Origin of the sequence: Vibrio sp. YYF0003, assembly GCF_036350715.1 — a bacterium.
Lineage (GTDB): Bacteria > Pseudomonadota > Gammaproteobacteria > Enterobacterales > Vibrionaceae > Vibrio > Vibrio natriegens.
Genome location: NZ_JAZDWA010000007.1, coordinates 136478 through 161673 on the forward strand (window position 1 = coordinate 136478; position 25196 = coordinate 161673).

General features: G+C 44.7%; 22 protein-coding genes. 11 read left to right on the forward strand and 11 right to left on the reverse strand.

All coding sequences use genetic code 11. The features are described 5' to 3' along the window. Nucleotides 1-39 precede the first annotated feature (39 nt). From V1U08_RS19090 to V1U08_RS19115, 6 genes are all read left to right on the forward strand, one after another. Nucleotides 40-957 carry a TIGR01777 family oxidoreductase gene (locus tag V1U08_RS19090; protein WP_239949879.1) on the forward strand — a complete coding sequence of 306 codons (918 nt, stop codon included), beginning with the start codon at nucleotides 40-42 and terminating at the stop codon, nucleotides 955-957. Between the two features lie 38 nt (nucleotides 958-995). Next, nucleotides 996-1823 carry an SDR family oxidoreductase gene (locus tag V1U08_RS19095; protein ID WP_330471255.1) on the forward strand — a complete coding sequence of 276 codons (828 nt, stop codon included), beginning with the start codon at nucleotides 996-998 and terminating at the stop codon, nucleotides 1821-1823. A gap of 488 nt (nucleotides 1824-2311) precedes the next feature. Then, nucleotides 2312-3166 carry a co-chaperone YbbN gene (locus tag V1U08_RS19100; RefSeq protein ID WP_330471256.1) on the forward strand — a complete coding sequence of 285 codons (855 nt, stop codon included), beginning with the start codon at nucleotides 2312-2314 and terminating at the stop codon, nucleotides 3164-3166. A gap of 156 nt (nucleotides 3167-3322) precedes the next feature. Then, the gene (locus V1U08_RS19105) at nucleotides 3323-4240 is read left to right on the forward strand and encodes an SPFH domain-containing protein (protein ID WP_014231112.1); all 918 of its coding nucleotides are present in this window, start codon (nucleotides 3323-3325) and stop codon (nucleotides 4238-4240) included. Between the two features lie 9 nt (nucleotides 4241-4249). Continuing rightward, complete coding sequence (locus V1U08_RS19110) at nucleotides 4250-4711, forward strand: NfeD family protein (RefSeq protein WP_330471257.1); 462 nt, start codon at nucleotides 4250-4252, stop codon at nucleotides 4709-4711. A 582-nt stretch (nucleotides 4712-5293) separates the two neighbouring features. Continuing rightward, nucleotides 5294-5467 carry a hypothetical protein gene (locus tag V1U08_RS19115; protein WP_014231110.1) on the forward strand — a complete coding sequence of 58 codons (174 nt, stop codon included), beginning with the start codon at nucleotides 5294-5296 and terminating at the stop codon, nucleotides 5465-5467. 101 nt (nucleotides 5468-5568) lie between these two features. Here the strand turns inward: V1U08_RS19115 and V1U08_RS19120 are convergent, their stop codons facing one another. From V1U08_RS19120 to zipA, 4 genes are all read right to left on the reverse strand, one after another. Next, nucleotides 5569-5931 (reverse strand): DUF2799 domain-containing protein, encoded by a 363-nt coding sequence (locus V1U08_RS19120; protein ID WP_014231109.1) that lies wholly within the window; start codon nucleotides 5929-5931, stop codon nucleotides 5569-5571. A 98-nt stretch (nucleotides 5932-6029) separates the two neighbouring features. Continuing rightward, nucleotides 6030-7427 carry a multidrug transporter gene (locus V1U08_RS19125; protein WP_014231108.1) on the reverse strand — a complete coding sequence of 466 codons (1398 nt, stop codon included), beginning with the start codon at nucleotides 7425-7427 and terminating at the stop codon, nucleotides 6030-6032. A 508-nt stretch (nucleotides 7428-7935) separates the two neighbouring features. Next, the gene (gene ligA, locus V1U08_RS19130; RefSeq protein WP_330471258.1) at nucleotides 7936-9948 is read right to left on the reverse strand and encodes an NAD-dependent DNA ligase LigA; all 2013 of its coding nucleotides are present in this window, start codon (nucleotides 9946-9948) and stop codon (nucleotides 7936-7938) included. Nucleotides 9949-10037: 89 nt separating this feature from the next. Further along, the gene (gene zipA, locus V1U08_RS19135) at nucleotides 10038-10979 is read right to left on the reverse strand and encodes a cell division protein ZipA (protein ID WP_330471259.1); all 942 of its coding nucleotides are present in this window, start codon (nucleotides 10977-10979) and stop codon (nucleotides 10038-10040) included. Between the two features lie 250 nt (nucleotides 10980-11229). On the opposite strand from zipA, the gene cysZ reads away from it, so the two are divergent. From cysZ to crr, 5 genes are all read left to right on the forward strand, one after another. Further along, nucleotides 11230-11973: a sulfate transporter CysZ gene (cysZ, locus tag V1U08_RS19140; protein ID WP_118119745.1), complete on the forward strand. Its 744-nt coding sequence runs from the start codon at nucleotides 11230-11232 to the stop codon at nucleotides 11971-11973. 164 nt (nucleotides 11974-12137) lie between these two features. Continuing rightward, nucleotides 12138-13106: a cysteine synthase A gene (cysK, locus tag V1U08_RS19145; RefSeq protein ID WP_061778637.1), complete on the forward strand. Its 969-nt coding sequence runs from the start codon at nucleotides 12138-12140 to the stop codon at nucleotides 13104-13106. 297 nt (nucleotides 13107-13403) lie between these two features. Continuing rightward, nucleotides 13404-13661 carry an HPr family phosphocarrier protein gene (locus V1U08_RS19150; RefSeq protein WP_005382043.1) on the forward strand — a complete coding sequence of 86 codons (258 nt, stop codon included), beginning with the start codon at nucleotides 13404-13406 and terminating at the stop codon, nucleotides 13659-13661. A gap of 141 nt (nucleotides 13662-13802) precedes the next feature. Further along, the gene (gene ptsI / locus V1U08_RS19155; RefSeq protein WP_330471260.1) at nucleotides 13803-15527 is read left to right on the forward strand and encodes a phosphoenolpyruvate-protein phosphotransferase PtsI; all 1725 of its coding nucleotides are present in this window, start codon (nucleotides 13803-13805) and stop codon (nucleotides 15525-15527) included. A 121-nt stretch (nucleotides 15528-15648) separates the two neighbouring features. Continuing rightward, nucleotides 15649-16158 carry a PTS glucose transporter subunit IIA gene (gene crr, locus V1U08_RS19160; protein ID WP_014231102.1) on the forward strand — a complete coding sequence of 170 codons (510 nt, stop codon included), beginning with the start codon at nucleotides 15649-15651 and terminating at the stop codon, nucleotides 16156-16158. A 484-nt stretch (nucleotides 16159-16642) separates the two neighbouring features. Here the strand turns inward: crr and V1U08_RS19165 are convergent, their stop codons facing one another. The 7 genes from V1U08_RS19165 to flgG form a co-directional block, all read right to left on the reverse strand. Then, entirely contained in the window at nucleotides 16643-17797 is a 1155-nt protein-coding gene (locus tag V1U08_RS19165; protein WP_330471261.1) for a flagellin, read from the reverse strand. Between the two features lie 394 nt (nucleotides 17798-18191). Then, complete coding sequence (flgL, locus tag V1U08_RS19170) at nucleotides 18192-19385, reverse strand: flagellar hook-associated protein FlgL (RefSeq protein ID WP_065302073.1); 1194 nt, start codon at nucleotides 19383-19385, stop codon at nucleotides 18192-18194. A 13-nt stretch (nucleotides 19386-19398) separates the two neighbouring features. Then, on the reverse strand, nucleotides 19399-21339 hold the full coding sequence (gene flgK / locus V1U08_RS19175) for a flagellar hook-associated protein FlgK (protein ID WP_065296458.1): 1941 nt from the start codon (nucleotides 21337-21339) through the stop codon (nucleotides 19399-19401). Nucleotides 21340-21492: 153 nt separating this feature from the next. After that, complete coding sequence (flgJ, locus tag V1U08_RS19180; RefSeq protein WP_330471262.1) at nucleotides 21493-22437, reverse strand: flagellar assembly peptidoglycan hydrolase FlgJ; 945 nt, start codon at nucleotides 22435-22437, stop codon at nucleotides 21493-21495. 17 nt (nucleotides 22438-22454) lie between these two features. Further along, nucleotides 22455-23546, reverse strand: a complete 1092-nt coding sequence (locus tag V1U08_RS19185; protein WP_020333342.1) for a flagellar basal body P-ring protein FlgI — start codon at nucleotides 23544-23546, stop codon at nucleotides 22455-22457. Between the two features lie 42 nt (nucleotides 23547-23588). After that, nucleotides 23589-24365: a flagellar basal body L-ring protein FlgH gene (flgH, locus tag V1U08_RS19190; RefSeq protein WP_330471263.1), complete on the reverse strand. Its 777-nt coding sequence runs from the start codon at nucleotides 24363-24365 to the stop codon at nucleotides 23589-23591. A 30-nt stretch (nucleotides 24366-24395) separates the two neighbouring features. After that, entirely contained in the window at nucleotides 24396-25184 is a 789-nt protein-coding gene (gene flgG / locus V1U08_RS19195; RefSeq protein WP_005382032.1) for a flagellar basal-body rod protein FlgG, read from the reverse strand. Nucleotides 25185-25196: the final 12 nt, after the last annotated feature.

Here is a 25196-nt window from a genome sequence, read left to right on the forward strand (position 1 = left end):
CTATAATGTTTTCATGTTTTTGTCATTCAATGAGACGCCATGAAGATATTATTAACAGGCGGAACAGGATTTATTGGCTCTGAGTTGCTCAAGCTACTCACCACTCATCACGTGGTGCTATTAACGCGTTCACCACAAAAAGCGAAACAGCATCTTCAGCATGCTGATGTAGGTAATATTGAATATATAGACTCTCTTGACCAACTTGCCGATCTTAATCACATTGACGCGATCATCAATCTCGCGGGTGAACCAATCGCAGATAAGCGTTGGACTCAAAAACAGAAGGACAAAATTTGTAAAAGTCGCTGGAAAATAACCGAACAAATTGTCGAGCTTATCCATGCGAGCACAAAGCCACCATCCGTGTTCATTAGTGGATCGGCTGTGGGCTATTATGGCGACCAACAAGAGCACCCTTTTGATGAATGCCTTCATGTTAACAGTGAAGCGTTTACGCACCTTGTTTGCGAAAAATGGGAACAGATTGCTAAACGTGCAGAATCCGAGGATACACGAGTGTGTTTATTGCGGACTGGCGTGGTTCTCGGCCCTAACGGTGGCGCTTTGGCAAAAATGTTACTCCCTTATAAGCTAGGATTAGGCGGACCACTTGGAAACGGCAACCAATACCTGCCCTGGATTCATATCCTGGACATGGTGCGTGCCATCATGTATTTACTGAATACCCCTCATGCCCATGGCGCGTTCAACATGTGTGCCCCGCATCCAGTAAGTAATCGTATTTTCAGCGCGACATTAGCAAAAACTCTGAAACGACCGCACATACTGTTCACACCTCAGTGGGTCATGGAGTTGGTGATGGGAGAATCAGCTTGTTTGTTGTTTGACAGCATTAGAGCAAAACCGAAAAAACTGACAGAATTGGATTTCCAGTTCAGCTATTCGAGAATTGAACCCGCACTTAAGCACTTGCTTCATGAGCGAAGCTGTTGAATGATAAACGTTAATATACGTTTATCTGAGCTTAATTTATGAACAAGTCGATTCTTATCACTGGTTGCTCAACCGGTATTGGTTATGTGTGCGCTCATGCCCTGAAAGCACAAGGCTTTAATGTTATTGCCTCGTGTAGAAAACCTGACGATGTCCAGCGACTGCAGGCCGAGGGCTTAACCTGCATACAACTCGACCTCAATGACCCCATCAGCATTACGCAAGGCGCTGAGCAGGCGATAAGTTTAGCTCAGGGGAAACTGTACGCTTTATTTAACAACGGCGCATACGGTCAGCCAGGAGCGTTAGAAGACCTTCCAACCGAAGCGCTCAAAGCTCAATTCCAAACCAACTTTTTCGGCTGGCATCAACTGGTACAAGAGATTCTTCCACACATGCGCGCCCATGACGAAGGCCGCATCATTCAAAACAGCTCAGTACTTGGCTTTGCCGCAATGAAATATCGCGGGGCTTATAATGCGTCAAAGTTTGCTCTGGAAGGTTGGACAGATACCTTAAGACTTGAACTGGCCGACACCAATATCAAAGTTGCGCTTATAGAGCCGGGCCCTATAGAAACTCAATTTAGACAAAATGCGCTTGCCGCCTTTGAAAAGTGGATCGACACAGAATCCAGTCCACATCGCGTCGCCTATGAAGCTCAGAAACAGCGCCTAGATAATGACAAATCAAACAATAAGTTTGTGCTACCAGCAGAAGCATGTATTGAACCGGTCCTACATGCACTCACCAGTGATTCACCCAAAATCCGTTACCGTATTACCACACCAACCAAGCTGTTCGCAGTGTTGAAGCGGGTGTTACCAACTCGACTGCTCGATAAAATTTTGCGACAAGCAGCATAAAATTCTTTTGTCGTAGTGTAATTTCATCGTAACAATGTGATGTCATTATGAACATGTAGGTTAAAAAAACCTCACCTGTTCGAATCAATATCTAGGCAAACCTCACGCCAAAATGAATGCATTTTGTGTACAGGTTTGATTAGATTTGGTATCGCCACCCGATCTGTTTTGTAGCAATACTTTGTTCCAATGCGAGACAATAATGACATTAAATCAGCTTAACTGGCTTAGTGTGGGTGTAGTGGTGACCTTGTTCATCCTATTCTGATACCACACCCTGCATGATAAAAATGATAATCACAGTGCAGGAGTCGCCACTTTAATACGCTATTAGGACAGCGCTGCTTGGGCAGCGTTTTTCCTTTCTACGTAATCTAAATCTCACCAATTCATACATCTCGATCTTATTTAGCGATACTGCTTGATTTTCCACTAAATCAACTCCATATCTACATGCAACGACAAGAAACAAAAGCAAGGATACTCTGATGCAATCCCCATTTATCGTTGAGATCACAGAACAGAACTTTCGCGAAACGCTTGAAGGATCAATGAACACACCCGTTCTGATCCACTTTTGGGCTAATGCTCAGCCAGAAAGCGCACAAATACTCCCTGAGTTACAAACGCTTGCTCAACAGTACAATGGTGCTTTTACCCTTGCTCTACTTAACTGTGAAGACCAGCCAGCCTTAGCGTCTCAGTTTGGCGTTCAGGTACTTCCGACGATTGCATTGTTTATTAATGGTCAAGCTGTCGATGGATTAGGTGGCCCTCAACCGATAGACGCCATCGCAGCCATGCTCCAAAAGCACCTGCCAAGCCCAGATGAGCAACTACTTAAACAAGTTACTGAACTATTGGCACAAGGTAAGCACGCAGAGGCTCTGAGTATCATCCACACACTGCCTGCAGAGCTGCAATCTCGTGGCGATGTCAAACTTGCTACGGCAGATTGCTTGTTGGAAACGAAACAGTTTGATGTTGCTCAAGAGCTATTAGGATCTATTCCACTTGAGTATCAGGATAATTACTACAAGGGCTTAATCGCTAAGCTAGAATTGCATCTTCAAGCGGCTGACAGCCCAGAGCTTCAACGCTTAGAACAAGAGTACGCAGCAAATGCAGACAACCTGGAATTGGCGTGTGAGTTAGCCGTTCAGTACAACCAAGTTGGTCGTGATGAAGAAGCATTAGAACTCCTTTGGAACATTCTTAAGGTGAACTTAGGTGCTCAGGATGGCGAAGTCAAGAAAACCTTTATGGATATTCTTAGCGCGTTAGGTCAAGGAAATGCTTTAGCGGGTAAGTACCGACGTCAACTGTACTCGATTTTATACTAAGTTCGTCAAAATATAGATTTGAGATAAAGGCCGGACTATTTCGGCCTTTATTTTGCCTCACATCAAACTACTTCACCTGTTCTCACTTCTTAAATTGTCTAATCGTGATAAATGAGTAAAAATGAATCAGACTTTATGCATTTAAGGGAATATTCCATGCCAATTGATTCGTTGATTACTATCGGTATTTTTGTTGTCCTTGCCATTATTATTCTTTCATCCGCGATAAAAACCGTTCCTCAGGGGAGCAACTGGACCGTTGAGCGATTTGGACGTTATACCCACACACTCAAACCCGGGTTAAATTTAATCATCCCTTTCATCGATCGTGTTGGTCATAAAATAAGTATGATGGAGCGCGTATTAGATATCCCGGCACAAGAGGTTATTAGTAAAGATAACGCTAATGTCACTATTGATGCCGTCTGTTTCGTACAAGTCGTCGATGCCGCAAAAGCTGCCTATGAAGTTAACGATCTGGAGCATGCGATTAGAAACCTCACTCTTACTAATATTCGTACTGTATTAGGCTCAATGGAACTCGATGAGATGCTAAGCCAGCGCGATATGATCAACTCAAAGCTCCTGCTCATTGTTGACCAGGCTACCAACCCTTGGGGTGTAAAAGTGACGCGTATTGAAATAAAGGATGTACAGCCACCAGCTGATTTGACCGCCGCGATGAACGCCCAAATGAAAGCCGAGCGGAACAAACGCGCAGAAATCCTTGAAGCGGAGGGTGTTCGTCAAGCCGAGATCCTAAAAGCAGAAGGCCACAAGCAATCACAAATACTGAAAGCTGAAGGCGAAAAGCAGTCTGCTATTCTTCATGCAGAAGCTCGTGAACGCGCTGCTCAGGCAGAAGCCAAAGCGACCTACATGGTTTCTGAAGCAATAGCAAAAGGTGACATGCAAGCTGTGAATTACTTTATCGCTCAGGGCTACACAGACGCAATTAAGAGCATTGGACAGGCTGAAAACGGTAAGATCATCATGCTACCTCTGGAAGCAACGGGGCTAATGGGATCCGTTGCAGGTATTGCTGAAATGTTTAAACAACAAAACAAAGAATAAGACCTGCCTATGGATTTTATAAGCTTACTTGATGGGATCACCTTTTGGCATTGGCTCGCACTGGGGTTTGGTCTACTTGCTGTAGAATTACTCGGAACCGCGGGTTATTTTCTCTGGCTTGGTCTGTCTGCCCTGTTGGTTGGTATTTTATTGTCTCTGATACCGATTAGCTGGCAGCTACAATGGTTGTCTTTTGCCACGTTCAGTCTTGTCACCACTTGGTTGTGGTGGCGACGTCAATGGAAAAACGACGAACAAGATGATCTCTCCAGAGATCTAAATCAGAAGTACAAGCAACTGATTGGACAAACTCTCACAATAGACGAAGACTTCTCGGTTGGAGTGAATAGAATCCATGTTGCAGATACCACCTGGTCTGCCCAAAGTGACCAAGCCCTTCCTGCAGGGACCAGAGTAAAAATCGTTGCTGTAAAGGGTATTATTTTAGTCATCGAACCGGTTGATGATTAATTTATGTCAAAATAATGGAGCTTACATGGCTCCATTATTATTCCCCCTCACTACTTCTTTTATTTCATCACCTTAATTTAATTCCCAATAAAAATTAAGTTAAAGGTTACTATTATTATCCTATCTATAAATTAAAAATTAATATTAGTCTATGTTATAAAATCAAATAGATATTAAAGAGTCTCGTAACTATATTTACTCTATTTTAAAATTAAAAAATTAACTAATCATGAATAATTTTTTGATCTTTATTGGTCTACATACATACTTAATGAATAAGCATTGTCATTTAGTGCTTATATTTTAGGTAAGTAAAAGATGTACTATGAAATATGATATTGTTTTAGCTTAACGATGTGTACCACTCGTCACCATGAGCATATACCAATAGCCGTGATAGAAACATCATCACACAAGCACTAGTTCAACCCCTTAATGCAATGGCATGCTTATAGTGAAATACGAATACTTAACATCCTAACGAAGCTATATTCAAGCTTAGTCTTCTTTTAAGAATTAATCTGGTTATAAATTAATAGTATAGAGACGACTCTATACTCATTAATAAGTATGAGGTTTACCATGAAACGAATTATTACTTTAATTTTTGCTTGCTTGGTATTTTCTTCTCCTATTTCGTTAGCTCAAAATGCCGGTCATGTATTTGGTGCAGGTGTAGACTGCACTTTTAGTGACGGCACGGTTAAGCAACTTCCTCGAGAATTGTGCAAGATGTATGGTGGAGTATTTAAATAAAGATGAATGTTAATTATACGAAGTTTATCTGAGAGCAACTAAGGCACTCAGATAAACTTCATCATCCTCGCCAAAAATGCCGCTTCATTGTTAGGAGTAAACTAGAGCTTGTAAAAGTCAGAGCCGATAAAAGCTTCCCAACCTCTCTGCCACTCAGCTTTAATCATGATTTCTTGAGGTTGACCGCTACACTGTCCATCATAGCGGATGCCTTGTCTACCCCTCTCAAAAGCTTTAAACGGGTCACAATACTCCGCTTTACCCGCTTTATAGCCATTTTTATATGACTGCTCATCAAAAGCCACCGACTCTTTGAGCGTCTCTAAAATTCCGTTGTCATACGAGTATCCGTTAGCTCCGAATCGCTCGCCTTGACCATACCAGTATTCTTCGGCTGTTTTAGGATTGCTGCTGCATGCTTGTAGAGTAAGAACTAAGACTGAAACTAAAAGAACTTTCTTCATAAAACCACCTAATTACATAATGAAGAGGTACAGTGAAAAACTGATGGCTAAGAACAAAAAAAGCTGGGCGATTGCCCAGCTTCTCCTTTATTCACTAATTATTTTACGCCGAATGGCATAGTTAGAATTAGTTTAAAGTCTGTCTCATCGTTAAATGCGTTTGAGTATGGCCCCCAATCTGGCGCATCTGAATCATTGTAGAAGTTAGTGTAGTAGAAGCTTATGTTAGCATCTTTAAGCGCGCCACCTTGAATAGCGTAGTTTGCGAAGAAGCTGTATGCGTACTCTACCAACTCATCGTAACCTGAAGCTTTCGCTCCAGCGCCGTATGCACCGCTTAGACCCGCGCTAAACCCGTTACCACCGATGTCAGCAAAGTCACGAGAAGCAGATAGGAAGAACGCGTACTCACCATCGTGGTTAAAGTCAGAACGGTTGTTCCACCAAACGTCGTATGAACCGTTTGAACCACCGTATTGCTCAGTCAGGCGGTAAGCCATGTTACCTACTTGACCACGCTTGTCATCAGAGTCTGCTGATGTGTATGTTGCGTCAGCACGGAAGCTGTATTGACCCATTGATTTAGACGTTAAAAGCGCTACCTGGAATGCAGTGCTGTCGTATTGGTTGTCATCATCAACTACGTACAATTGCGGAGACCAGTATAGACCACCGTCTGTTGTACCTTTCACTTTGAAATGGAAGTTCTTACGGTCGCCATCAGTCAGGGCACCGTAACCTGCGTCAAAAGAGATGCCGTTGTCTAGCGCGTAACGAGCACCGAATGAGTAAGCATCGCCTACGTCTTTACCTGCACCACCCCAGAACGTACCTTCGTTGAACTCGTAAGTTTCTTTGAACCATGGAGCCTTGTATTCATCTGCGTAAACAAAGCCTAAAGCAAGTTTGCCAAAGTTCGCGCCAATTTGACCACCACGGTATGTACCTGGAGCAAATGACCAGTTCACACCTAGCGTGCTAGGAACAGATGGTTGGAAATAACCTAATTTAGCGTTAAAGTTTTCACCGAACTTGAATTTCAGTGCCGCTGACGCGAAAGATACACCGTTGTCAGTTTTGTATGAATCACATGAGTCACCAGCACCGTAAGGAGAATCACAGTCAAAGAAGTTCATTTCGTGTTCAAATGAACCACCTGTATCTTCACCAGCCCACATGTCGAATGTAGAGTAAATTACTGTATCAAAACCGATTGTGTCAGCCACGTAACCAGAGTGGAAGCCGAGGTTGGCAAAAATTGAGCCGTGGTCTAGGTTTGTAACTTTAGAAGTATCATTTCCGTTTGCATCCATACCCGCGCGGTCACGTGCACGCATAAAGAAGTTAACGTTACCGCTGATAGTAGATTCAGAGAAAAACTCTGAAACTGATTCCGCGTAGGCTGGGCCGACTGGGTCTTCAGCCATTGCAGGAGCTGCAACTACTGCCCCCATCATTGCCGCAGTTAGGGCAGATACCTTAAAAAATTTGTCCATGGATAAACTCCTAAAAATAGATATAGCTGTTTTTTTATCTCACCTTTAGTTGGCCGCCGAAGGAGAGAAGTAATTTCGCGGTAAAGCTTCGTTATTTCTAACTGGGCTTTTTTTAGTTCCTGCATACACACCGTGTATAACACGTTATTAAGACTAACTTCGCGACTAAAAACATCCAAATGGAACTTATTTTTTTTCTAAAAAAATATGAGCCACAACAAAGTTCCATATAAGTTATTGATCCAGATCTTACTTTTACAACCCTTACGTCAATAAAGAAAAATAGCCTTATAAATCAATAATATAAATACAAACACAAAACTCAACATGAAGTGCCTCGCAGAGTATGAAACAAAACAATTTCAATCCGCAAAGGGGAGATCTTGATCACTGAAAAGATTAAATCACTCTAATAATAGAAATATTAGAACTTAATAAGAGGCATTAAAAAGCCCCAGAAGCTTAGCTACTGGGGCTTTTTAGAAAGGTATTTAGGTTTTGGCTAAACTTAATTCATTAAGTCGAGTAAGTCTTGTTCGGTTTTAATTTCAATTCCCAAGTCTTGCGCTTTTGCTAATTTAGAACCCGCATTTTCACCTGCGAATAAAATATCCGTTTTCTTCGAAACACTGCCGGTAACTTTAGCACCCAGCGCCTGTAGTGCCTCTTTTGCTTCGGATCGCCCTAGTTGAGAAAGCGTACCAGTTAGTACAACCGTTTTGCCTTCTAACGGCAGTTCAACACCTTGTTCAGGAGCACTAATTTCTGGCCAGTGAATACCTTGCTCTAGTAAGTCTTTCACTACTGCTTGGTTTTGCTCTTCACCAAAGAAGGTGGTGATATGCTTAGCAACAATGACGCCGATGTCCTGAACTTCAATCAACTGTTCTTCTGTCGCAACCTGAATCGCTTCTAGCGTTTTGAAATGCTGCGCTAAGTTAGCGGCTGTCGCTTCGCCGACTTCTCGAATGCCTAGTGAGTATAAAAAGCGAGGTAATGTGGTTAACTTCGACTTGTCTAACGCATTCACAATATTCTGCGCTGATTTTGGCCCCATACGCTCTAAAACCGTCAAAATGCCTGCAGACAACTTAAACAGATCCGCTGGAGTTTCGACCATTTCTCGATCAACAAGCTGTTCTATCACTTTATCGCCAAGACCATCGACATCTAACGCTTTACGCGACACAAAGTGCTTTAGCGCTTGTTTACGTTGAGCTTGGCAAACTAAGCCACCCGTGCAACGTGTTACCGCCTCTCCTTCGATCCGCTCAACATGCGAACCACAAACAGGACACTGAGTTGGAAAAATAATATCTCGCGCTGTTTCTGGTCGACGCTCTTTGATGACAGAAACGACTTGAGGAATAACGTCACCCGCTCGACGAATCACAACGTGATCACCGATCTTAACTTGCAGACGTTCTATCTCATCTGCGTTATGAAGCGTCGCATTACTTACCGTTACCCCGCCAACAAATACAGGCTCTAGTTTAGCAACAGGTGTAATCGCACCAGTACGACCGACTTGGAATTCCACCTCATTCAACGTCGTCATTTCTTCCTGAGCCGGGAATTTGTAGGCAATCGCCCAACGTGGAGCTCTAGCAACAAATCCAAGGCGCTCTTGCACGGCAATATCGTCAATTTTAATGACGACACCATCGATCTCATAAGGAAGGGCATCACGTCGCTGTAAAATATCTTGGTAGTACGCTTTGACATCCGCCAGGCTACCTACACGCTTAGTCTCAGGGCACATTGGCAGCCCCCATGACTTAATTTGCAGAAATCGTTCATAGTGACTAGACGCTAATTCCGCTCCCTGAACAACGCCCACACTGTAGGCATAGAAACTAAGCGGGCGTGAAGCGGTAACACGTGAATCTAACTGACGTAAGCTACCAGCTGCGGCATTACGAGGGTTAACAAAAACTTTGTCTCCCTTTTGACGAGCCAGTTCGTTGAGTTTTTCAAAACCCGCCTTAGGCATGAAAACTTCACCACGAACTTCAAGACGCTCAGGCCAATCATTGCCTCTTAATTTGAGAGGGATGGCGTTGATGGTACGAACGTTTTCAGTAATGTTTTCACCGGTTGTACCGTCACCACGCGTCGCGGCCTGGACGAGAACACCGTTTTCGTACAATAGACTTACTGCTAAGCCATCCAGTTTTGGCTCACAACAGTATTGTTTAACACTTTGATTGCCAACTCTGTCTTGTGCTCGTTTGTGGAAGCTGTCCAGCTCACTGTCGTCAAAGGCATTGTCTAATGACAACATCGGAACTTCATGCTTAACTTCGCTAAATTCAGATAATGGTTTTCCACCAACACGCTGGCTAGGCGAATCTACTGTAACTAGGTCTGGGTGTTGAGCTTCAATATCCAGCAATTCACGCATGAGTCGATCATATTCAGCATCCGGAATCTCTGGGTTATCTTCCACGTAGTAACGAACGGCGTGGTAATGCAACGACTCTTTTAATTCTTCTAGTCGTTGAAGTACTGATTCAGACATATTAAAGCCCCGTGTGTTGTCAATCGATGAGGTTGGGAATCGAAGAAAAAGGGCTCCAATCGGAGCCCTTTTAAAAATTGGTGTTAAGATTATGCGTTCGCCGTCTTAAACTCAACTATTTGACGTCGATAAGCCGCTAATCGGTCAGGAGTCATCAAGTTTCTTTGGTCATCAAGAACATTACCTCCCATGTCGTCAGCAATCTGTTGTGCTGTACGAAGCATCAGGTTGAAGTTCTGTTCCGCTTCACCAAAACAAGGTAGCGTCATAAAGAATGAGATGCCTTTAGTCGTAAACTCCGCAGGGTCTCCATGCTCTAAGGTTCCCGGCTGCATCATATTAGCAACGCTGAACAACACTTTTCCGTTACCCGACAGATCAACGTGTCGATGGAAGATATCCATCTCGCCATAAATTAGGCCATTTTGCTTCATGCTATCAAATAGCTCAGTGCCAACGAATGGTTCTTCACCCGCACAATGCACATTGAGAACAATCACCTGCATTTCTGGCTCAGGTTTAGGCTCTTCTTGCGGCTCAGAAACTGCTGCAGGTTGCTCTGCGACATGCATTTCAGCCTTCGGTTCTTCAAACGCTGAAGGTACCGTTTCCTCAACTACTGGCTGAGCTGGCTCTTGCATCACAGGTTCTTGAACTACGACGTCGTCATCATGACTCTTCTGCGCAACAAATGAAGGGATCTCTTCCGGCTCTTGCTTAAATGGCTTGTCTTCCGGGACACCGCCAAGCAAAGGATCCGCCTCAAACTTCGAATCAAACGCATTGTCCATACCGAAGTCTGGTTCTTTGCGGTCTTTACGAATAATTTCAAAATCGTCTTCAGGAGCAGAGGCGAAGCTTCGCTCTTGCTCTACTGAATCTGCATCCCCTTGGTCAACCTCTAATTTACCCAGAGGCTTGTTACCAAATTTCGCTTTGCCTTCCTTCTTACTGCTCCATAAACCATGAAACAGTAATGCCGCAATGGCTAAAACGCCAACAACAATGAGTACGAATCGCAATTCCTGCATTATTTACTCTCAATATACTTGTTTGTACTACTCGCAGTTCCTTGAGCAGCAACCCAAGTGTAATTATTCTGAATGATACGTTTACTTTACCAAAACTATATGGAGGTTTAGAACAACTTAATGCAAGAAGTTCACTTTTTTGTTGTGATTCTTGCCACGATTCCACTTTACGAGAGGCCTTTTGTTAAGGCATTGAAAGAAAAGTCGCGACAGGTACAATGAGTTTTCTTTCTCTCAACACGAAATGGATATGACGCTAAACAATCAGCCAAGAACCGGATTCGGTTATTTCCTGTATGGAATAAAGCTAGCACTATCTCCAAAGATCAGACGTTTTGTTGTATTACCACTATTAGCGAACGTTCTCCTTGTCGGTGGTGCCATTTTTTATCTGTTCTCTCACCTAAATGTATGGATTGAGAACTGGATTGGTCAATTGCCAGAGTTTCTATCCTGGCTAACTTATGTGCTTTGGCCTCTGCTCGCGCTAACCATACTTGCCACGTTCTCGTATTTCTTTAGTACTTTAGCAAACTTTATCGCCGCGCCGTTCAACGGACTGCTGGCTGAAAAAGTAGAAGAATACCTGACCGGACAAAAAATCAATGATGACGGCTTCACTGCTGTGATTAAAGATGTTCCTCGAGTCTTAGCACGAGAGTGGCGTAAACTGCTTTATGTGCTGCCTAAAGCGATTGGTTTATTTTTGCTACTGTTGATACCCGCGCTCGGTCAAACGGTTGGTCCAATACTTTGGTTTATCTTTACAGCCTGGATGTTAGCTATCCAGTACTGTGATTACCCGTTTGATAACCACAAAATTCCATTCAACGATATGCGTTACAAATTGAAACAAAAACAAGGCAAAGCTTATGGGTTTGGCGTTCTTGTTTCTGTGTTCACCACCATCCCAATTTTGAACCTTATCGTCATGCCCGTTGCGATATGCGGTGCGACTGCAATGTGGGTCGCTGAGTTCAAGCACCAAAGATAAGCTATGCTTTCCCTGAAGCACGGGAAAGGCATCAGCTTTTCCCAGTTCCCTAGCTGAAATCTGGACAACCTAATAAGATATAACTTTTTAATCCTTTTCCCTTTTTTTTAGACCGAATATTCTTCTAACTATATTCACAAAACGTGTAATGAAGGAACATAACTATGAGCAAGATCTACGAAGATAACTCTCTTACTATTGGTAACACTCCCCTAGTTCGCTTAAACAAAGTGAGCAAAGGCAACGTTCTAGCAAAAATCGAAGCGCGTAACCCAAGCTTCAGTGTTAAGTGCCGTATCGGTGCGAACATGATTTGGGATGCAGAGAAGTCAGGTAAGCTTAAGCCAGGCGTAGAGCTAGTAGAACCAACCAGTGGTAACACAGGTATCGCATTAGCGTTCGTAGCAGCGGCTCGCGGTTACAAACTGACTTTGACAATGCCTGAATCTATGAGCCTAGAGCGTCGTAAGCTACTTAAAGCACTTGGTGCAAACCTAGAGCTGACTGAAGCGGCAAAAGGCATGAAAGGTGCGATTGCTAAAGCAGAAGAAATCGTTGCTAGCAACCCAGACAAGTACCTACTTCTTCAACAGTTCAACAACCCAGCGAACCCAGAGATTCACGAGAAGACGACTGGCCCAGAAATCTGGGAAGCAACTGACGGTGAAATCGATGTGCTTGTAGCAGGTGTTGGTACTGGCGGTACGATTACAGGTACAAGCCGTTACATCAAAGGCGAAAAAGGCAAAGCGATTACTTCTGTTGCTGTAGAACCTGCAGAATCACCAGTGATTGCACAAGCGCTAGCAGGCGAAGAAATCCAACCAGCACCACATAAAATTCAAGGTATCGGCGCAGGTTTCATCCCAGGTAACCTAGATTTAGAACTTTTAGACCGCGTTGAGCCAGTGACTTCTGAAGAAGCGATTGAGATGGCTCGCCGTCTAATGGAAGAGGAAGGTATCCTTGCTGGTATCTCTTCTGGTGCGGCAGTAGTAGCAGCGAACCGCATTGCAGAACTTCCTGAATTTGAAGGAAAAACTATCGTAACAATACTACCAAGCTCTGGTGAACGTTACCTAAGTACAGCACTGTTTGCTGGCATCTTTACGGAAAAAGAGAACGAACAGTAATATGTGTTCAAATCAATTTTTCGTCTAAAAAAGCCCCGTTCAGGGGCTTTTTTGTTGATCCCTGCCCCACCTTTGGTAATATCAGGGCGTTTTATTTCTAGCTTCAAAATAAAGAAGCAGAACACAAAAAGGTTTCAAAGTGATTACGCACGCAAACAGTTGCGCAATCGCAAATCTTTTGACTAGTATCAGAACTAACGCGCTTTGAACTCTCCCGTGCTAGCGCACGAGGTATAAAGCAGTTAAGCTCAAACTAGTCACTACTAACAAAAAAATACATTTATTGGGGTATATCACATGTACGAGAAGCAAGTAGAAATCACAGCAGAAAACGGTCTTCACACTCGTCCAGCTGCACAGTTTGTAAAAGAAGCAAAAGCATTCGATGCAGACATCACTGTGACTTCTAACGGTAAAAGCGCTAGCGCGAAGAGCCTATTCAAACTACAAACACTAGGCCTAGTAAAAGGTACTCAAGTAACTATCTCTGCTGAAGGCCCACAAGCTCAACAAGCAGTTGATCACCTAGTTGCTCTAATGGACCAGCTACACTAATCGGTGTCACCTACTCCAAAAGCCATTTTGTGAAAACAAAATGGCTTTGTTGGAAATAGGCTCAAAACTAAGCTAAAACTATTCGTTAGCACACCCATTATTCTCCCGTTTTATAAAGTTGACCAAACTTAAGGTAAGGCTATGATTTCAGGCATCCTAGCATCTCCTGGTATTGCAATCGGTAAAGCACTACTACTTCAAGAAGATGAAATTGTCCTAAACACAAACACTATTTCTGATGATCAAGTAGAAGCTGAAGTTCAGCGTTTCTTCGACGCTCGTGAAAAATCTTCCGCTCAACTAGAAACTATCAAGCAAAAAGCGCTTGAAACGTTTGGTGAAGAAAAAGAAGCGATCTTTGAAGGTCACATCATGCTTCTTGAAGACGAAGAGCTAGAAGAAGAAATCCTAGCACTAATCAAAAACGAAAAGCTGACTGCAGATAACGCTATCCACACCGTTATCGAAGAGCAAGCATGCGCTCTTGAGTCTCTAGACGACGAATACCTGAAAGAACGTGCAACTGACATCCGTGATATCGGTTCTCGTTTTGTTAAGAACGCACTAGGCATCAACATTGTTTCGCTAAGCGACATCAATGAAGAAGTTATCCTGGTTGCTTACGACCTAACTCCATCTGAAACAGCGCAAATTAACCTGGACTACGTTCTTGGTTTTGCTTGTGATATCGGTGGTCGTACTTCGCACACTTCAATCATGGCTCGCTCTCTTGAGCTACCAGCGATCGTTGGTACTAACGACATCACTAAACAAGTTAAGAACGGTGACATGCTGGTTCTTGACGCGATGAACAACAAGATTCTTGTTAACCCATCTGAAGCTGAAGTAGAAGAAGCGAAAGCAGTTAAAGCGGCATTCCTAGCTGAAAAAGAAGAGCTAGCAAAACTGAAAGATCTGCACGCAGAAACGACTGATGGTCACCGTGTAGAAGTTTGCGGCAACATCGGTACAGTTAAAGACTGTGACGGCATCATCCGTAACGGTGGTGAAGGCGTTGGTCTGTACCGTACAGAATTCCTATTTATGGACCGTACTGCGCTACCAACTGAAGACGAACAGTACCAAGCGTACAAAGAAGTTGCGGAAGCAATGAACGGTCAAGCTGTGATCATCCGTACTATGGATATCGGCGGCGACAAAGATCTACCATACATGGATCTACCTCAAGAGATGAACCCGTTCCTGGGCTGGCGTGCAGTACGTATCAGCTTGGATCGTCGTGAAATCCTTCGTGACCAGCTACGTGGTATCCTACGTGCATCTGCACACGGCAAACTACGTATCATGTTCCCAATGATCATCTCTGTTGAAGAAATCCGTGAGCTTAAGAAAGCAATCGAAGAGTACAAAGCAGAACTACGTGCTGAAGGTCATGCTTTCGACGAAAACATCGAAATCGGTGTAATGGTTGAGACTCCAGCAGCAGCTGCAATCGCGCACCACCTAGCGAAAGAAGTGTCATTCTTCTCTATCGGTACTAACGACCTGACTCAGTACACACTAGCGGTTGACCGTGGTAACGAGATGATTTCTCACCTATACAACCCACTATCACCAGCGGTACTAACTGTGATCAAGCAAGTTATTGATGCATCTCACGCTGAAGGTAAATGGACTGGTATGTGTGGTGAGCTTGCAGGTGATGAGCGTGCAACACTGCTACTTCTAGGTATGGGTCTGGATGAGTTCTCTATGAGCGGTATCTCAATCCCTAAAGTGAAGAAAGTTATCCGTAACTCTAACTTCGCAGAAGTGAAAGCAATGGCGGAAGAAGCACTTTCTCTACCAACTGCTGCTGAGATTGAAGCAGTCGTTGAAAAGTTCATTGCTGAGAAAGTTCAGTAATACGTAGTACCAAGTAATTCAATACTTAATGGCCATTAGACGGCGAAAAAAGTCGTCTAATGAGCTATATTGGTATACTATAATTCGACAGAATAAAACTAAACCTTAGGAGCATGACACAATGGGTCTGTTTGACAAACTTAAGAAGCTTGTATCTGATGACAGCGCTGACGCTGGTGCAATCGAAATCATCGCACCACTATCTGGTGAAATCGTAAACATTGAAGATGTGCCAGATGTTGTTTTCGCTGAGAAAATCGTTGGTGACGGTATTGCTATCAAGCCAGCAGGCGACAAAATGGTAGCTCCTGTAAACGGTACTATCGGTAAGATCTTCGAAACTAACCACGCATTCTCTATCGAGTCTGACGACGGTGTTGAGCTTTTCGTTCACTTCGGTATCGATACAGTTGAACTTAAAGGCGAAGGCTTCACACGTATCGCTGAAGAAGGTCAATCAGTTAAAGCTGGCGACACTATCATTGAATTCGATCTAGCTCTTCTTGAAGAGAAAGCGAAATCAACGCTAACTCCAGTTGTTATCTCTAACATGGACGAAATCAAAGAGCTAAACAAGCTTTCTGGTTCTGTAACTGTTGGTGAAACTCCAGTTCTACGTGTAACTAAGTAATTATTACTTAAGTTCAAACACGGATAAACGCTGCCAAATGGCAGCGTTTTTTATTGCCTGCTATTTACGTCAGGTCTGTAACTCCAGACTACTGGAACAGTAAATGGTCAGCTTCTCGCGCTGAGATCAAACTGTAGATATTCATACCCCATAGCCTCCTCCGCAACCTATCACGCTTTAGATTGATATCGCGACTGACAGAGATGTTAACCAGGGAATAATTCGCACTTGTTTTGATTAGACTTAGAAGAGAGGGAAAAGAAAAAGCCCCTTTTCCTTTGAGAGAACTGGGGCTAGGTTGGTTGCCAGAGCCTATGTGGAGATCAAGAGAAATGAACACATTTCCGGCATACCGGGTGCAACTTTACATTGAAAATGATTGGCAGGTGAGAGATGAGAGAGCCGCTCATTCTGTTATAAAGTTGCTTGCCAAAAGCCCATACTCGTATCCACGTCTGGATATGTTGAATACAGGCTCGATAAACTACTGCAATAGTGTCATTGCAGAGTTTGGCAACTGTTTCGCTTGAGCAAGAATCGATGTACCTGCCTGTTGCAAAATTTGTGCTTTAGTCATTTGCGTGGTTTCTTTCGCAAAATCAGTATCTTTAATTCGGCTGTTTGAAGCGTCAACATTTTCCTGGATGTTCGCCAGGTTATTGATACTGTGGCTCAAACGGTTCTGTTTCGCGCCTAAATCAGCACGTTGCGAGTCGACATACTTCAGCGCAGAATCCAATACAGAAATCGCATTTTGAGAGCCCTGAACCGTCGTCATATCAATATCTTGTACCGATGTTCTAACTGGTTCGCTGTTTAAGCCTAACTCAGATGCGAGACCACCGGAGATAGAAATATCGCCTTGAACATTTGGATGAGCCACAAAAATCTGTAGCTCGCCATCTTCGCTCACTGACGCGTTAATCATATCAGACTGGCCGTTGATATACGTCGCAAGCTCTTCAATGTCATCACCCGCTTTAGCCGTAATGCTAATGTCTAGATCATCAACATTTCCGTTCTCATCCTTGCCCATACCCGGCAGGGTAATGTTGAGATCTGCTTTAGTCGGATCGACACTCCAATCTTTGCCCTTACCAGATTCAGAGAAGAAGGTTACGCCACCCATACGCGTATCGTCAGCACGGATACTGGTGAGGCCCATGATCATGGCTTCACCCGAGCTCGCACCTATCTGGAATGCCGCGTCACCAAATGAGCCGTTAAGTAGACGACGGCCACCGAATGAGGTCGTTTCTGCAATTCGGTTTAACTCATCAATCAGAGCTGAAGACTCTTGGTTAATCGCTTGGCGCTCTGCCGGAGAGTTAGTCCCGTTCGATGATTGAATCGCAAGATCGCGCATACGTTGCATCACTGATGAAGCTTCATTCATCGCACCTTCAGCTGTCTGCGCAATCGAAATACCATCGTTCGCGTTACGCATAGCCACATCCAGACCACGAGATTGCGCAGTAAGACGGTTCGAGATCTGTAAACCAGCCGCATCATCTTTCGCACTGTTAATCTTGTGACCTGTAGATAAACGCTCCATCGAAGTATTTAACTCGTCAGTCGCTTTGTTTAAATAACGCTGCGCGGTCATCGCGGAGACGTTAGTACTAACTGTTACAGCCATTTTGCTCTCCTTTTGAGTTCGCAAGCTTTTGCGAAGCGGCCAGCTTTACTCTCATTTGGATAAGCACTGACCGTAAAAATTACCCGCTAAATCTACCTGGATGCAGGGTTTAGAATTTAGAAATCCATACTGACAATCTCAATACAATTTGTATGCCAACTTATGAACCACATAAAAATTAAACAACAATCCAATTTGAAACAATCAGTTACATCAACACAGCAACCAACGCCATCCACCCAATAGCAAATACGAGTCACGTATGTTTGCCGCTTTCGGTAACAATATGCCGCTCAAATACCTTAACGCTGATTGGAAATTTCTCGCACTTAAGGCATGGCACATAAGGCATTAAAAACTTTCCAAACCATTCAGATAAAGCTGAGTATCGCACCTAGATATAATTAAATAACGTCAGGTCTTTGGTTTTACCAAAAGCTTGTTGTGAGGCTTGCAAAGCACGTGAATTCTCACTGAATTCAATCACGGCTTTCGAGTAATCTAAATCTTCAAAATTGCTCTTTGCCTTGGCCAGCGACAGATTAAAGTCTTCGTGGTTTTGCTCCTGAATATCGAGGGTACTTAACCTTGCCCCGACATCGGTGCGCGCCTTGTTGAGATGAATAAACGCCGCCTGAAATTCTTCGGTCATTTGATGTAATTTCGCTGTCGAGGATGTATCCGAAACAGATTGTTCAGACCATGACATGGCTTGCTTAAAGGTGTCGAAAATATTGAAAGATTCACGCTTTTCAATACCAATGCTGTCGCCGGGCGTAATCTGCCCTTTTACATGCATTTTTAACTCTTTGTACTCAATGCCTTTCTCAGGTGAAAATTCATCCGCTTTAACGACCGAACCATTACGCTCTAACTGATAGCCAAACTTACCGTTATTCATATCAACAAATGTCACCCGGTAAGAAGCCGTATCTTCTGTGTCAGCATTGGTAGCTTTGCCTAACAACAACTCTGAACCGTTCTGCAACTCGTAATTCGGCTGATAATCACCAAACGGGTTAGGGATTTCCATAAACAATTTGCTGCCAGGGTCGTTCATCGGCATCTCAAGCATGTTGGATACTTTCATCTTGCGCTGATAGTCATCACCGGCGTACTGCACACTGCCGTCTTTGTCGCGATAAAAAGGCTGACTTTTCGACTTTGTACCGGCAAATACATAATTCCCCGACTCATCTTGCGCATTCACCAAGCTCAGAAAGTTATTGGCAATTTCTTCCAGTTCACGCTTCTTAGCTTGTCTGTCCTCGACAGAGAGCGCACCGTTAATCATTTCCATCGTGAGACGTTTTGATTCGTCTGCGAAACTCTCTGCGTTGGCGATGTTCACTTCGTGGTTTTCTAGTCGGTTACGTACCAAAGTTATCGAGCTTAAATACTGCTGTATTTGCTCTTGCTGCTGACCAATATTCTGAACGTAATGCGCAGCCAAAGGGTCATCACTTGGCTTAAGCAACTTCTTACCCGATGCAAGTTGTTCTTGATTGTGATGAACCTTGTTCTCCTGGCGGCGCAAGTCATTTTGTACGGACTGATAGTTATGGAAACTAGAAATTCGGGTTAACACTTATTTCTTCTCCTTACCTCAGTTGTAAAATGGTGTTGAAGGTATCATTCGCCGCCTGCATCACACGTGACGACGCCATATAAGCCTGCTGAAATTTCATCATGTTGGCGGCTTCTTCATCTAGATTGACGCCAGAAATGGACGCTACACGTTCTTGTGCGGATTCATGTTCCAGCTGAGCAACCGATGCCAAACGGTTAGCCGTTGCCGATTTCAGCCCCACCTCGGTATTTAGATTGTGGTAAACATCAATCAGAGTGCTCGACTTGCCATCCATCATTTTGTCAGTCTGCAACTGCTGCATTTTCCTCAAGTTGCCGTTGCCACCTGGAGACGGTACTAAGTTGGCCGTAAATTTGTCGTTCAGCAGTGCGCCTTCCGTGAGTTCAAAGATCGTTGCATCACCATTTTTATATAACGGATGGCTCTTCGGCACTGAAATTTCGATGATTGGATTGTCTTTCTCCAACGGATAGTCGTAGTTATCGGACAATAAATTGCCTTTGTTATCAGTGATTTTTAGCCACGCTTTGTCGTGTTTTTCATCCGCAGGCTGCACCGTCACCTCAAACTCTCTAACGTCACCGGCTTCATGAATTTTGAATTTGGCGCTGCCTTGAGCAAACGTGGTAGACGCTTCATAGCTTTGCGCCGCAATGGATTTTGCGTCGTTGGTTTCCATTTTTATGATGGCGGCACCGCTGCGGGTAGGACGTAAAAGTACACGTTCGCCAGTGGCAAGGCCTTCACCAATTTGAACGTTCATACCGTCCAACACGAAGGAAGAATCCGACTGATCGATATCCAGCTTAAGCTGCTCACCCTTAGGGGTCGTGACGCTGTACTGGTCGCCATCATAGCGCAACGTATATTCCCCGCCTTTGAGTGCCGAGATATCATCCACATAAACCGCGACTTCTGCCTGAGAGTCAGGCGCGGCGAACACTCGTGATTGTGCGACCAGTTCCGAGTTAATATCGGTAAATACCTCTTTACCAATTTTGCCGTTGAGATCCAAACCTTGGGATTGCAACTGATTCACTTTGTATGAAAAACCGGTAGCCAATCGACCCATCTCATCAAGTAACTGTGGAATGTGCTGGTCACGCATATTGAGAAGAGCACCCATTTTTCCGTCGATGTCGTCTGATTGAATCGCCTTGATGCCGCCACCTTCCACCATCGCCAAACGTCTCTGGAGAACGTCTGGATACCCATCAATCATTTTTAACTGACTGGCTTCGGTGCCTGAGACTAAAGTGTGGCCATTACCAATGTGGACGTTAAACCCTTCCGCATTTTTGCGCGGGGTAACTGTGACCTTGGTGTATTCAGACAGTTCCTTGATCAGCTTCTCATGTTGGTCCATCAGATCATTGTGCGGCCCCGGAGTACGCATCATGAGACGATGAGTATCGCGAATCTCCAGCGCGATCTGGTTAATACGCTCTATCCCCATATCCAACTTTTTGTTGGTTACATCAGACTGTAATCGAACCGTTTCATGGAAATCGTTCAATGTGTCAGAAAAGATCTTTGACTTCTCAAGCACCACTTTACGCGCGCCTAAATCATTTGGAGTGTCAGACATGGTTTTAACCGCATCAAACCATTCATTGAGGTTTTCAGGAATCTTCTTTGAGGCAACCGAGCTCAGCATGCCTGACAGCATGTCGAGATTATCTTGGGTATCGGTTTTGTTGGCATTGTTGGTCGATGCCATATTGAGTTCATTAACGGCAAACTGATCCCAAGAGCGGCGAACATTTTCCACATGCACGCCCATGCCATAAGTGGCTCCGCCAAACTGACGCGGATCGTTAGTGCCTTGAACCACAGACTGACGGCTATAACCCTCTGTATTAACATTAGAAATGTTATGACCAGTGGTATTCAATTGTCTCTGAGCGGTAAGCACACTTTGAGTACCTACATTCAGAAGATCTGACGCCATACATGCCCCCAAAAACGAAAAAATCGGTAAAAGTCCGATTGCCTACACAAACAAAGCAAAAGGTATGCCAAGCAAAGAAACAAGTAGGAACTATCGATAAAATAAAGGCTTGCACAATGGCAAGCCTTAAAGATGAGAAAAAATAACGAGGGACTACATGCTTTCTATTTTCTGCTGCACTTGCAGAACTTTATCCGCGTAGTCAGGATCAGTGGCGTAACCAGCATGTTGAATGTCACGAATGAATAATTCGGAATCGCCACGTCTTTGCAGAGCGACCTCATAACGCGGATTATCGTTTAAGAATCGAACGTAATCGTTGAAGCTGTCTTGGTAGCTTGAGTACGAGCGAAACGCGGCCGTTTCTTTCACTGGCGTATTGTCATGAAACTCTAATGTCTGAGTGGTGACTTTCTCCCCCTGCCAACTGCGATCCGCTTTGATATTAAACAGATTGTTGCTGCTGCCACGTGCGTTCTTAACTACTTTTTGTCCCCAGCCTGTTTCTAACGCGGCTTGAGCAAGAAGCAGAGATGGCTCGACCCCTAACGCTTTAGCTGCCTTTTCTGCATAAGGCATCATTGAACTGACAAAAGATTCTGGAGAGTCAAATCGAGTCGGAGCTTGAATGTTAGCTAGAGTACGGTTTGGACGTTCTAACTCGCCAGATTCAATCAAACGCTGCTCTGTTTCACGTGCTTTTTTCGGGTCAACACGGCGATACTCCACGGCATTATTTGCCGCATCACGCACAGCGGTTTCACTCTTATCGCCGCCCTGTCCTGCTGTCAGCTGAGCGACAATCATATCTGCGAGCCCCATTGAGCCCGAAGCACTCAGTTCACTTGCCATCTGCTCATCCAACATCTGACGGTAAAACTTTTCGTTCTGACTGTTCATGAAGTTCGACTCGAAACCTTCGTTTGCTTCACGCATCGACTTGAGCATCATTGAGGTAAAAATGGATTCGAACTGACGCGCTGCTGCACGCAAGGCTTCCTGCTCACCATCTTTGCCCTCTTTGACGGCTTTTTGTCTTAGAGTATCAAGTGAGCTGATGTCGTGGATAAAGCCGATATCGTTAGGATTCTTAATCATTGCCGCCTCCTAACGACTTAGATGATGATCAACTGGCCTTCAATCGCACCAGCTTGCTTTAATGCCTGCAAAATAGCCATCAAGTCTGAAGGCGCAGCGCCAACTTCATTGACTGCGCGAACCAAATCGTCCAGCGTCAGACCCGGCTCAAACTTGAACATCTTGCCCTGCTCTTCGTTCACTTCAATGTCAGAATCCGGAACAACGACCGTCTGGCCGCCCGAGAAGGCATTCGGTTGACTCACACTGAGGTTTTCTTTAATGGATACCGTCATACCACCGTGCGTCACAGCAGCTGGCTTAAGACGCACATGCTTGCCGACAACGATGGTACCTGTACGGGAATTTACGATGATTTTTGCGGCACTATCCGCTGGGTCGAATTCCAGGTTTTCAATCGCAGACAGAAACGCTACGCGCTGGCTCACATCACGCGGCGCGCGCACACGAACAGATGTCGCATCAACCGGACTCGCCATTTGAGGACCAAGGAAATTATTAACCGCATCAGCCATGCGTTGCGCCGTGGTGAAATCAGACTCTAGCAAGTTGAAAGTGATGTAGTCACCACGGCCAAACGGGTTAGGAATTTCACGCTCTACCGTCGCACCACTAGAGATAAGGCCGACGGTTGGGTTATTACCGACAATCTTTGAGCCATCGGCACCTTCCGCACTGAAGCCACTAACGACCAAATTACCTTGTGCAACGGCATACACCTGGCCATCTAAACCTTTTAAGAAGGTTTGCAGTAACGTGCCACCACGCAGGCTTTTCGCGCTTCCGATGGATGACACCGTGACGTCGACTTGCTGACCTGGCTTAGAAAAAGGCGGCAATGTTGCCGTTACCATCACAGCGGCAACGTTTTTGATTTTTGGCTTGGTACCCGGCGGCAGTTGAATGCCGAAGTTTTGCAGCATGGCCGCGAAGCTTTGTTCCGTAAACGGGTTAGACTCCCCAGTACCCGGCAAGCCTGAAACTAAACCATAACCTACAAGTTGGTTGCTACGTACCCCTGCCACTTGCGCGACGTCTTTGATACGTGCGGCTTGAGCAGCAGTTGAAAACAGCGCAGCGCTCAGTAGGAGTAAAAAGATTTTTTTCATGCTTACCTATCTCTCGCAATTAAATTGCCGCTGTACGGCACCTTAAAGCGCTACATTAAAGAATCGTGCCAAGAAGCCAGGCTCTTGCATATCTTGTTGCAATCCGGTTCCCGAATACTGAATGCGGGCATTCGATACCCGGTTAGAAGCAATCGTATTGTCAAAATTAATGTCGTCAGGGCGAATGGTGCCACTTAAACGAATGTACTCATCGCCCGTATTCAGAGTCATCCACTTCTCGCCACGGATAACCAGATTACCGTTGGCCAGCACTTCAATTACTTCGACAGTAATGTAACCGCTGATGCTGTTACTCTGCTTCGCTGAAGAGTCACCAACAAAGCTGTTACTGCTGTTTAAGTCATAAGAAAAGTTGTAATTGCCGCCGATTTGCAGCTCTTGACCACCGACTGATAACGGGTCCATGGTCGAGTCATTACTTTTCGACAAATCCGCGTTTGCACTCTTAGTCGCGCTCGTGGTTTCATCTAACGTGACAGTGATGATGTCACCAATACCACGAGGTTTGGAGTCGTCGTAAAGATCGGTAATGTGCTCGGGACTGAATAATGACCCTGTTGCCGCAGCATAGTGCTCCGGTTTCTGTTTGGGATGGATTGGAGCCCATGCAGGATCGCCAGCCACCGGATCAGTTCTGCCGCGTAAAGTGTCCACAATGCCGCTGCTGTCTTCTGATTTGTCGCCTTCAACGGCATCAACCACCGTGGTTGCTTGAGAGACTTCATCGTTTTCAATTGGCTCTAGCATGGCACAACCAGACATGGTGCTGATAAGTGCAAGCAGGTAAATACGTTTCATCATAAGATCCTTAATCTCGATGCTTAAGCGTTACAGCTGCTGGTTCACGAAGCTCATCATCTTATCGACGGATGAAATCACTTTAGAGTTCATTTCATACACACGCTGCGCTTCGATCATATTGACCAACTCTTCGGTCACGTTAACGTTCGATGCTTCCAGCATGGATTGGCGAATTTCACCCAAACCGTCCAGCCCTGGTACCCCTTCTTGTGGGTCACCACTCGCGCCAGTCGGCAAATAAAGGTTCTGACCGATTGGCTCTAGACCTCCCGGGTTAACGAAATCGGTAATGGTGAGCTGACCGACGACTTGGTTGTCTTGCTGACCACGAACACGAACTGACACTTCACCGTCCGTACCCACAGTGATTGAGATTGCGTCTTCAGGAATGACGATTTCTGGCTCTACCGGGTAACCAGAGCCTGACGTCACGAGCGTACCTTCACCATTGAGCGTGAATTGACCATTGCGCGTATAACCGATGTTGCCATCCGGCAAAGTCACCTGAAAGAAACCATCGCCTTCCACCATCATATCCAGCGCATTCGTGGTCGTTTGCGCGTTACCATGGGTGTGCACTTTTTGCGTGGCAACCACTTTAGAACCGGCACCCAACATCAAACCACTTGGTAATTCTGTGTTCTGAGAAGACTGACCGCCTGGCTGGTTAATGTTCTGATAAAACAAGTCTTCAAATACGGCACGGCTTTTTTTGTAGCCAACCGTTGAGGCGTTCGCCAGGTTGTTTGAAATCGTTGCGATGTTGGTTTGTTGGGCGTCTAAACCGGTTTTACTAACCCATAGTGCTGGATGCATTGTGAACCTCTA

Excerpts from the sequence above, each read along its gene's own strand:
- crr (WP_014231102.1), top strand. The coding sequence starts at position 15,649 with ATGGGTCTGTTTGACAAACTTAAGAAGCTTGTATCTGATGACAGCGCT.
- V1U08_RS19090 (WP_239949879.1), top strand. The coding sequence starts at position 40 with ATGAAGATATTATTAACAGGCGGAACAGGATTTATTGGCTCTGAGTTG.
- V1U08_RS19105 (WP_014231112.1), top strand. The coding sequence starts at position 3,323 with ATGCCAATTGATTCGTTGATTACTATCGGTATTTTTGTTGTCCTTGCC.
- V1U08_RS19110 (WP_330471257.1), top strand. The coding sequence starts at position 4,250 with ATGGATTTTATAAGCTTACTTGATGGGATCACCTTTTGGCATTGGCTC.
- flgJ (WP_330471262.1), bottom strand. The coding sequence starts at position 22,437 with ATGATTAAGAATCCTAACGATATCGGCTTTATCCACGACATCAGCTCA.
- V1U08_RS19095 (WP_330471255.1), top strand. The coding sequence starts at position 996 with ATGAACAAGTCGATTCTTATCACTGGTTGCTCAACCGGTATTGGTTAT.
- flgH (WP_330471263.1), bottom strand. The coding sequence starts at position 24,365 with ATGAAACGTATTTACCTGCTTGCACTTATCAGCACCATGTCTGGTTGT.
- cysK (WP_061778637.1), top strand. The coding sequence starts at position 12,138 with ATGAGCAAGATCTACGAAGATAACTCTCTTACTATTGGTAACACTCCC.
- V1U08_RS19125 (WP_014231108.1), bottom strand. The coding sequence starts at position 7,427 with ATGGACAAATTTTTTAAGGTATCTGCCCTAACTGCGGCAATGATGGGG.
- V1U08_RS19115 (WP_014231110.1), top strand. The coding sequence starts at position 5,294 with ATGAAACGAATTATTACTTTAATTTTTGCTTGCTTGGTATTTTCTTCT.
- flgG (WP_005382032.1), bottom strand. The coding sequence starts at position 25,184 with ATGCATCCAGCACTATGGGTTAGTAAAACCGGTTTAGACGCCCAACAA.
- cysZ (WP_118119745.1), top strand. The coding sequence starts at position 11,230 with ATGACGCTAAACAATCAGCCAAGAACCGGATTCGGTTATTTCCTGTAT.
- V1U08_RS19100 (WP_330471256.1), top strand. The coding sequence starts at position 2,312 with ATGCAATCCCCATTTATCGTTGAGATCACAGAACAGAACTTTCGCGAA.
- V1U08_RS19120 (WP_014231109.1), bottom strand. The coding sequence starts at position 5,931 with ATGAAGAAAGTTCTTTTAGTTTCAGTCTTAGTTCTTACTCTACAAGCA.
- flgK (WP_065296458.1), bottom strand. The coding sequence starts at position 21,339 with ATGGCGTCAGATCTTCTGAATGTAGGTACTCAAAGTGTGCTTACCGCT.
- ligA (WP_330471258.1), bottom strand. The coding sequence starts at position 9,948 with ATGTCTGAATCAGTACTTCAACGACTAGAAGAATTAAAAGAGTCGTTG.
- V1U08_RS19185 (WP_020333342.1), bottom strand. The coding sequence starts at position 23,546 with ATGAAAAAAATCTTTTTACTCCTACTGAGCGCTGCGCTGTTTTCAACT.
- V1U08_RS19150 (WP_005382043.1), top strand. The coding sequence starts at position 13,404 with ATGTACGAGAAGCAAGTAGAAATCACAGCAGAAAACGGTCTTCACACT.
- zipA (WP_330471259.1), bottom strand. The coding sequence starts at position 10,979 with ATGCAGGAATTGCGATTCGTACTCATTGTTGTTGGCGTTTTAGCCATT.
- V1U08_RS19165 (WP_330471261.1), bottom strand. The coding sequence starts at position 17,797 with ATGGCTGTAACAGTTAGTACTAACGTCTCCGCGATGACCGCGCAGCGT.
- ptsI (WP_330471260.1), top strand. The coding sequence starts at position 13,803 with ATGATTTCAGGCATCCTAGCATCTCCTGGTATTGCAATCGGTAAAGCA.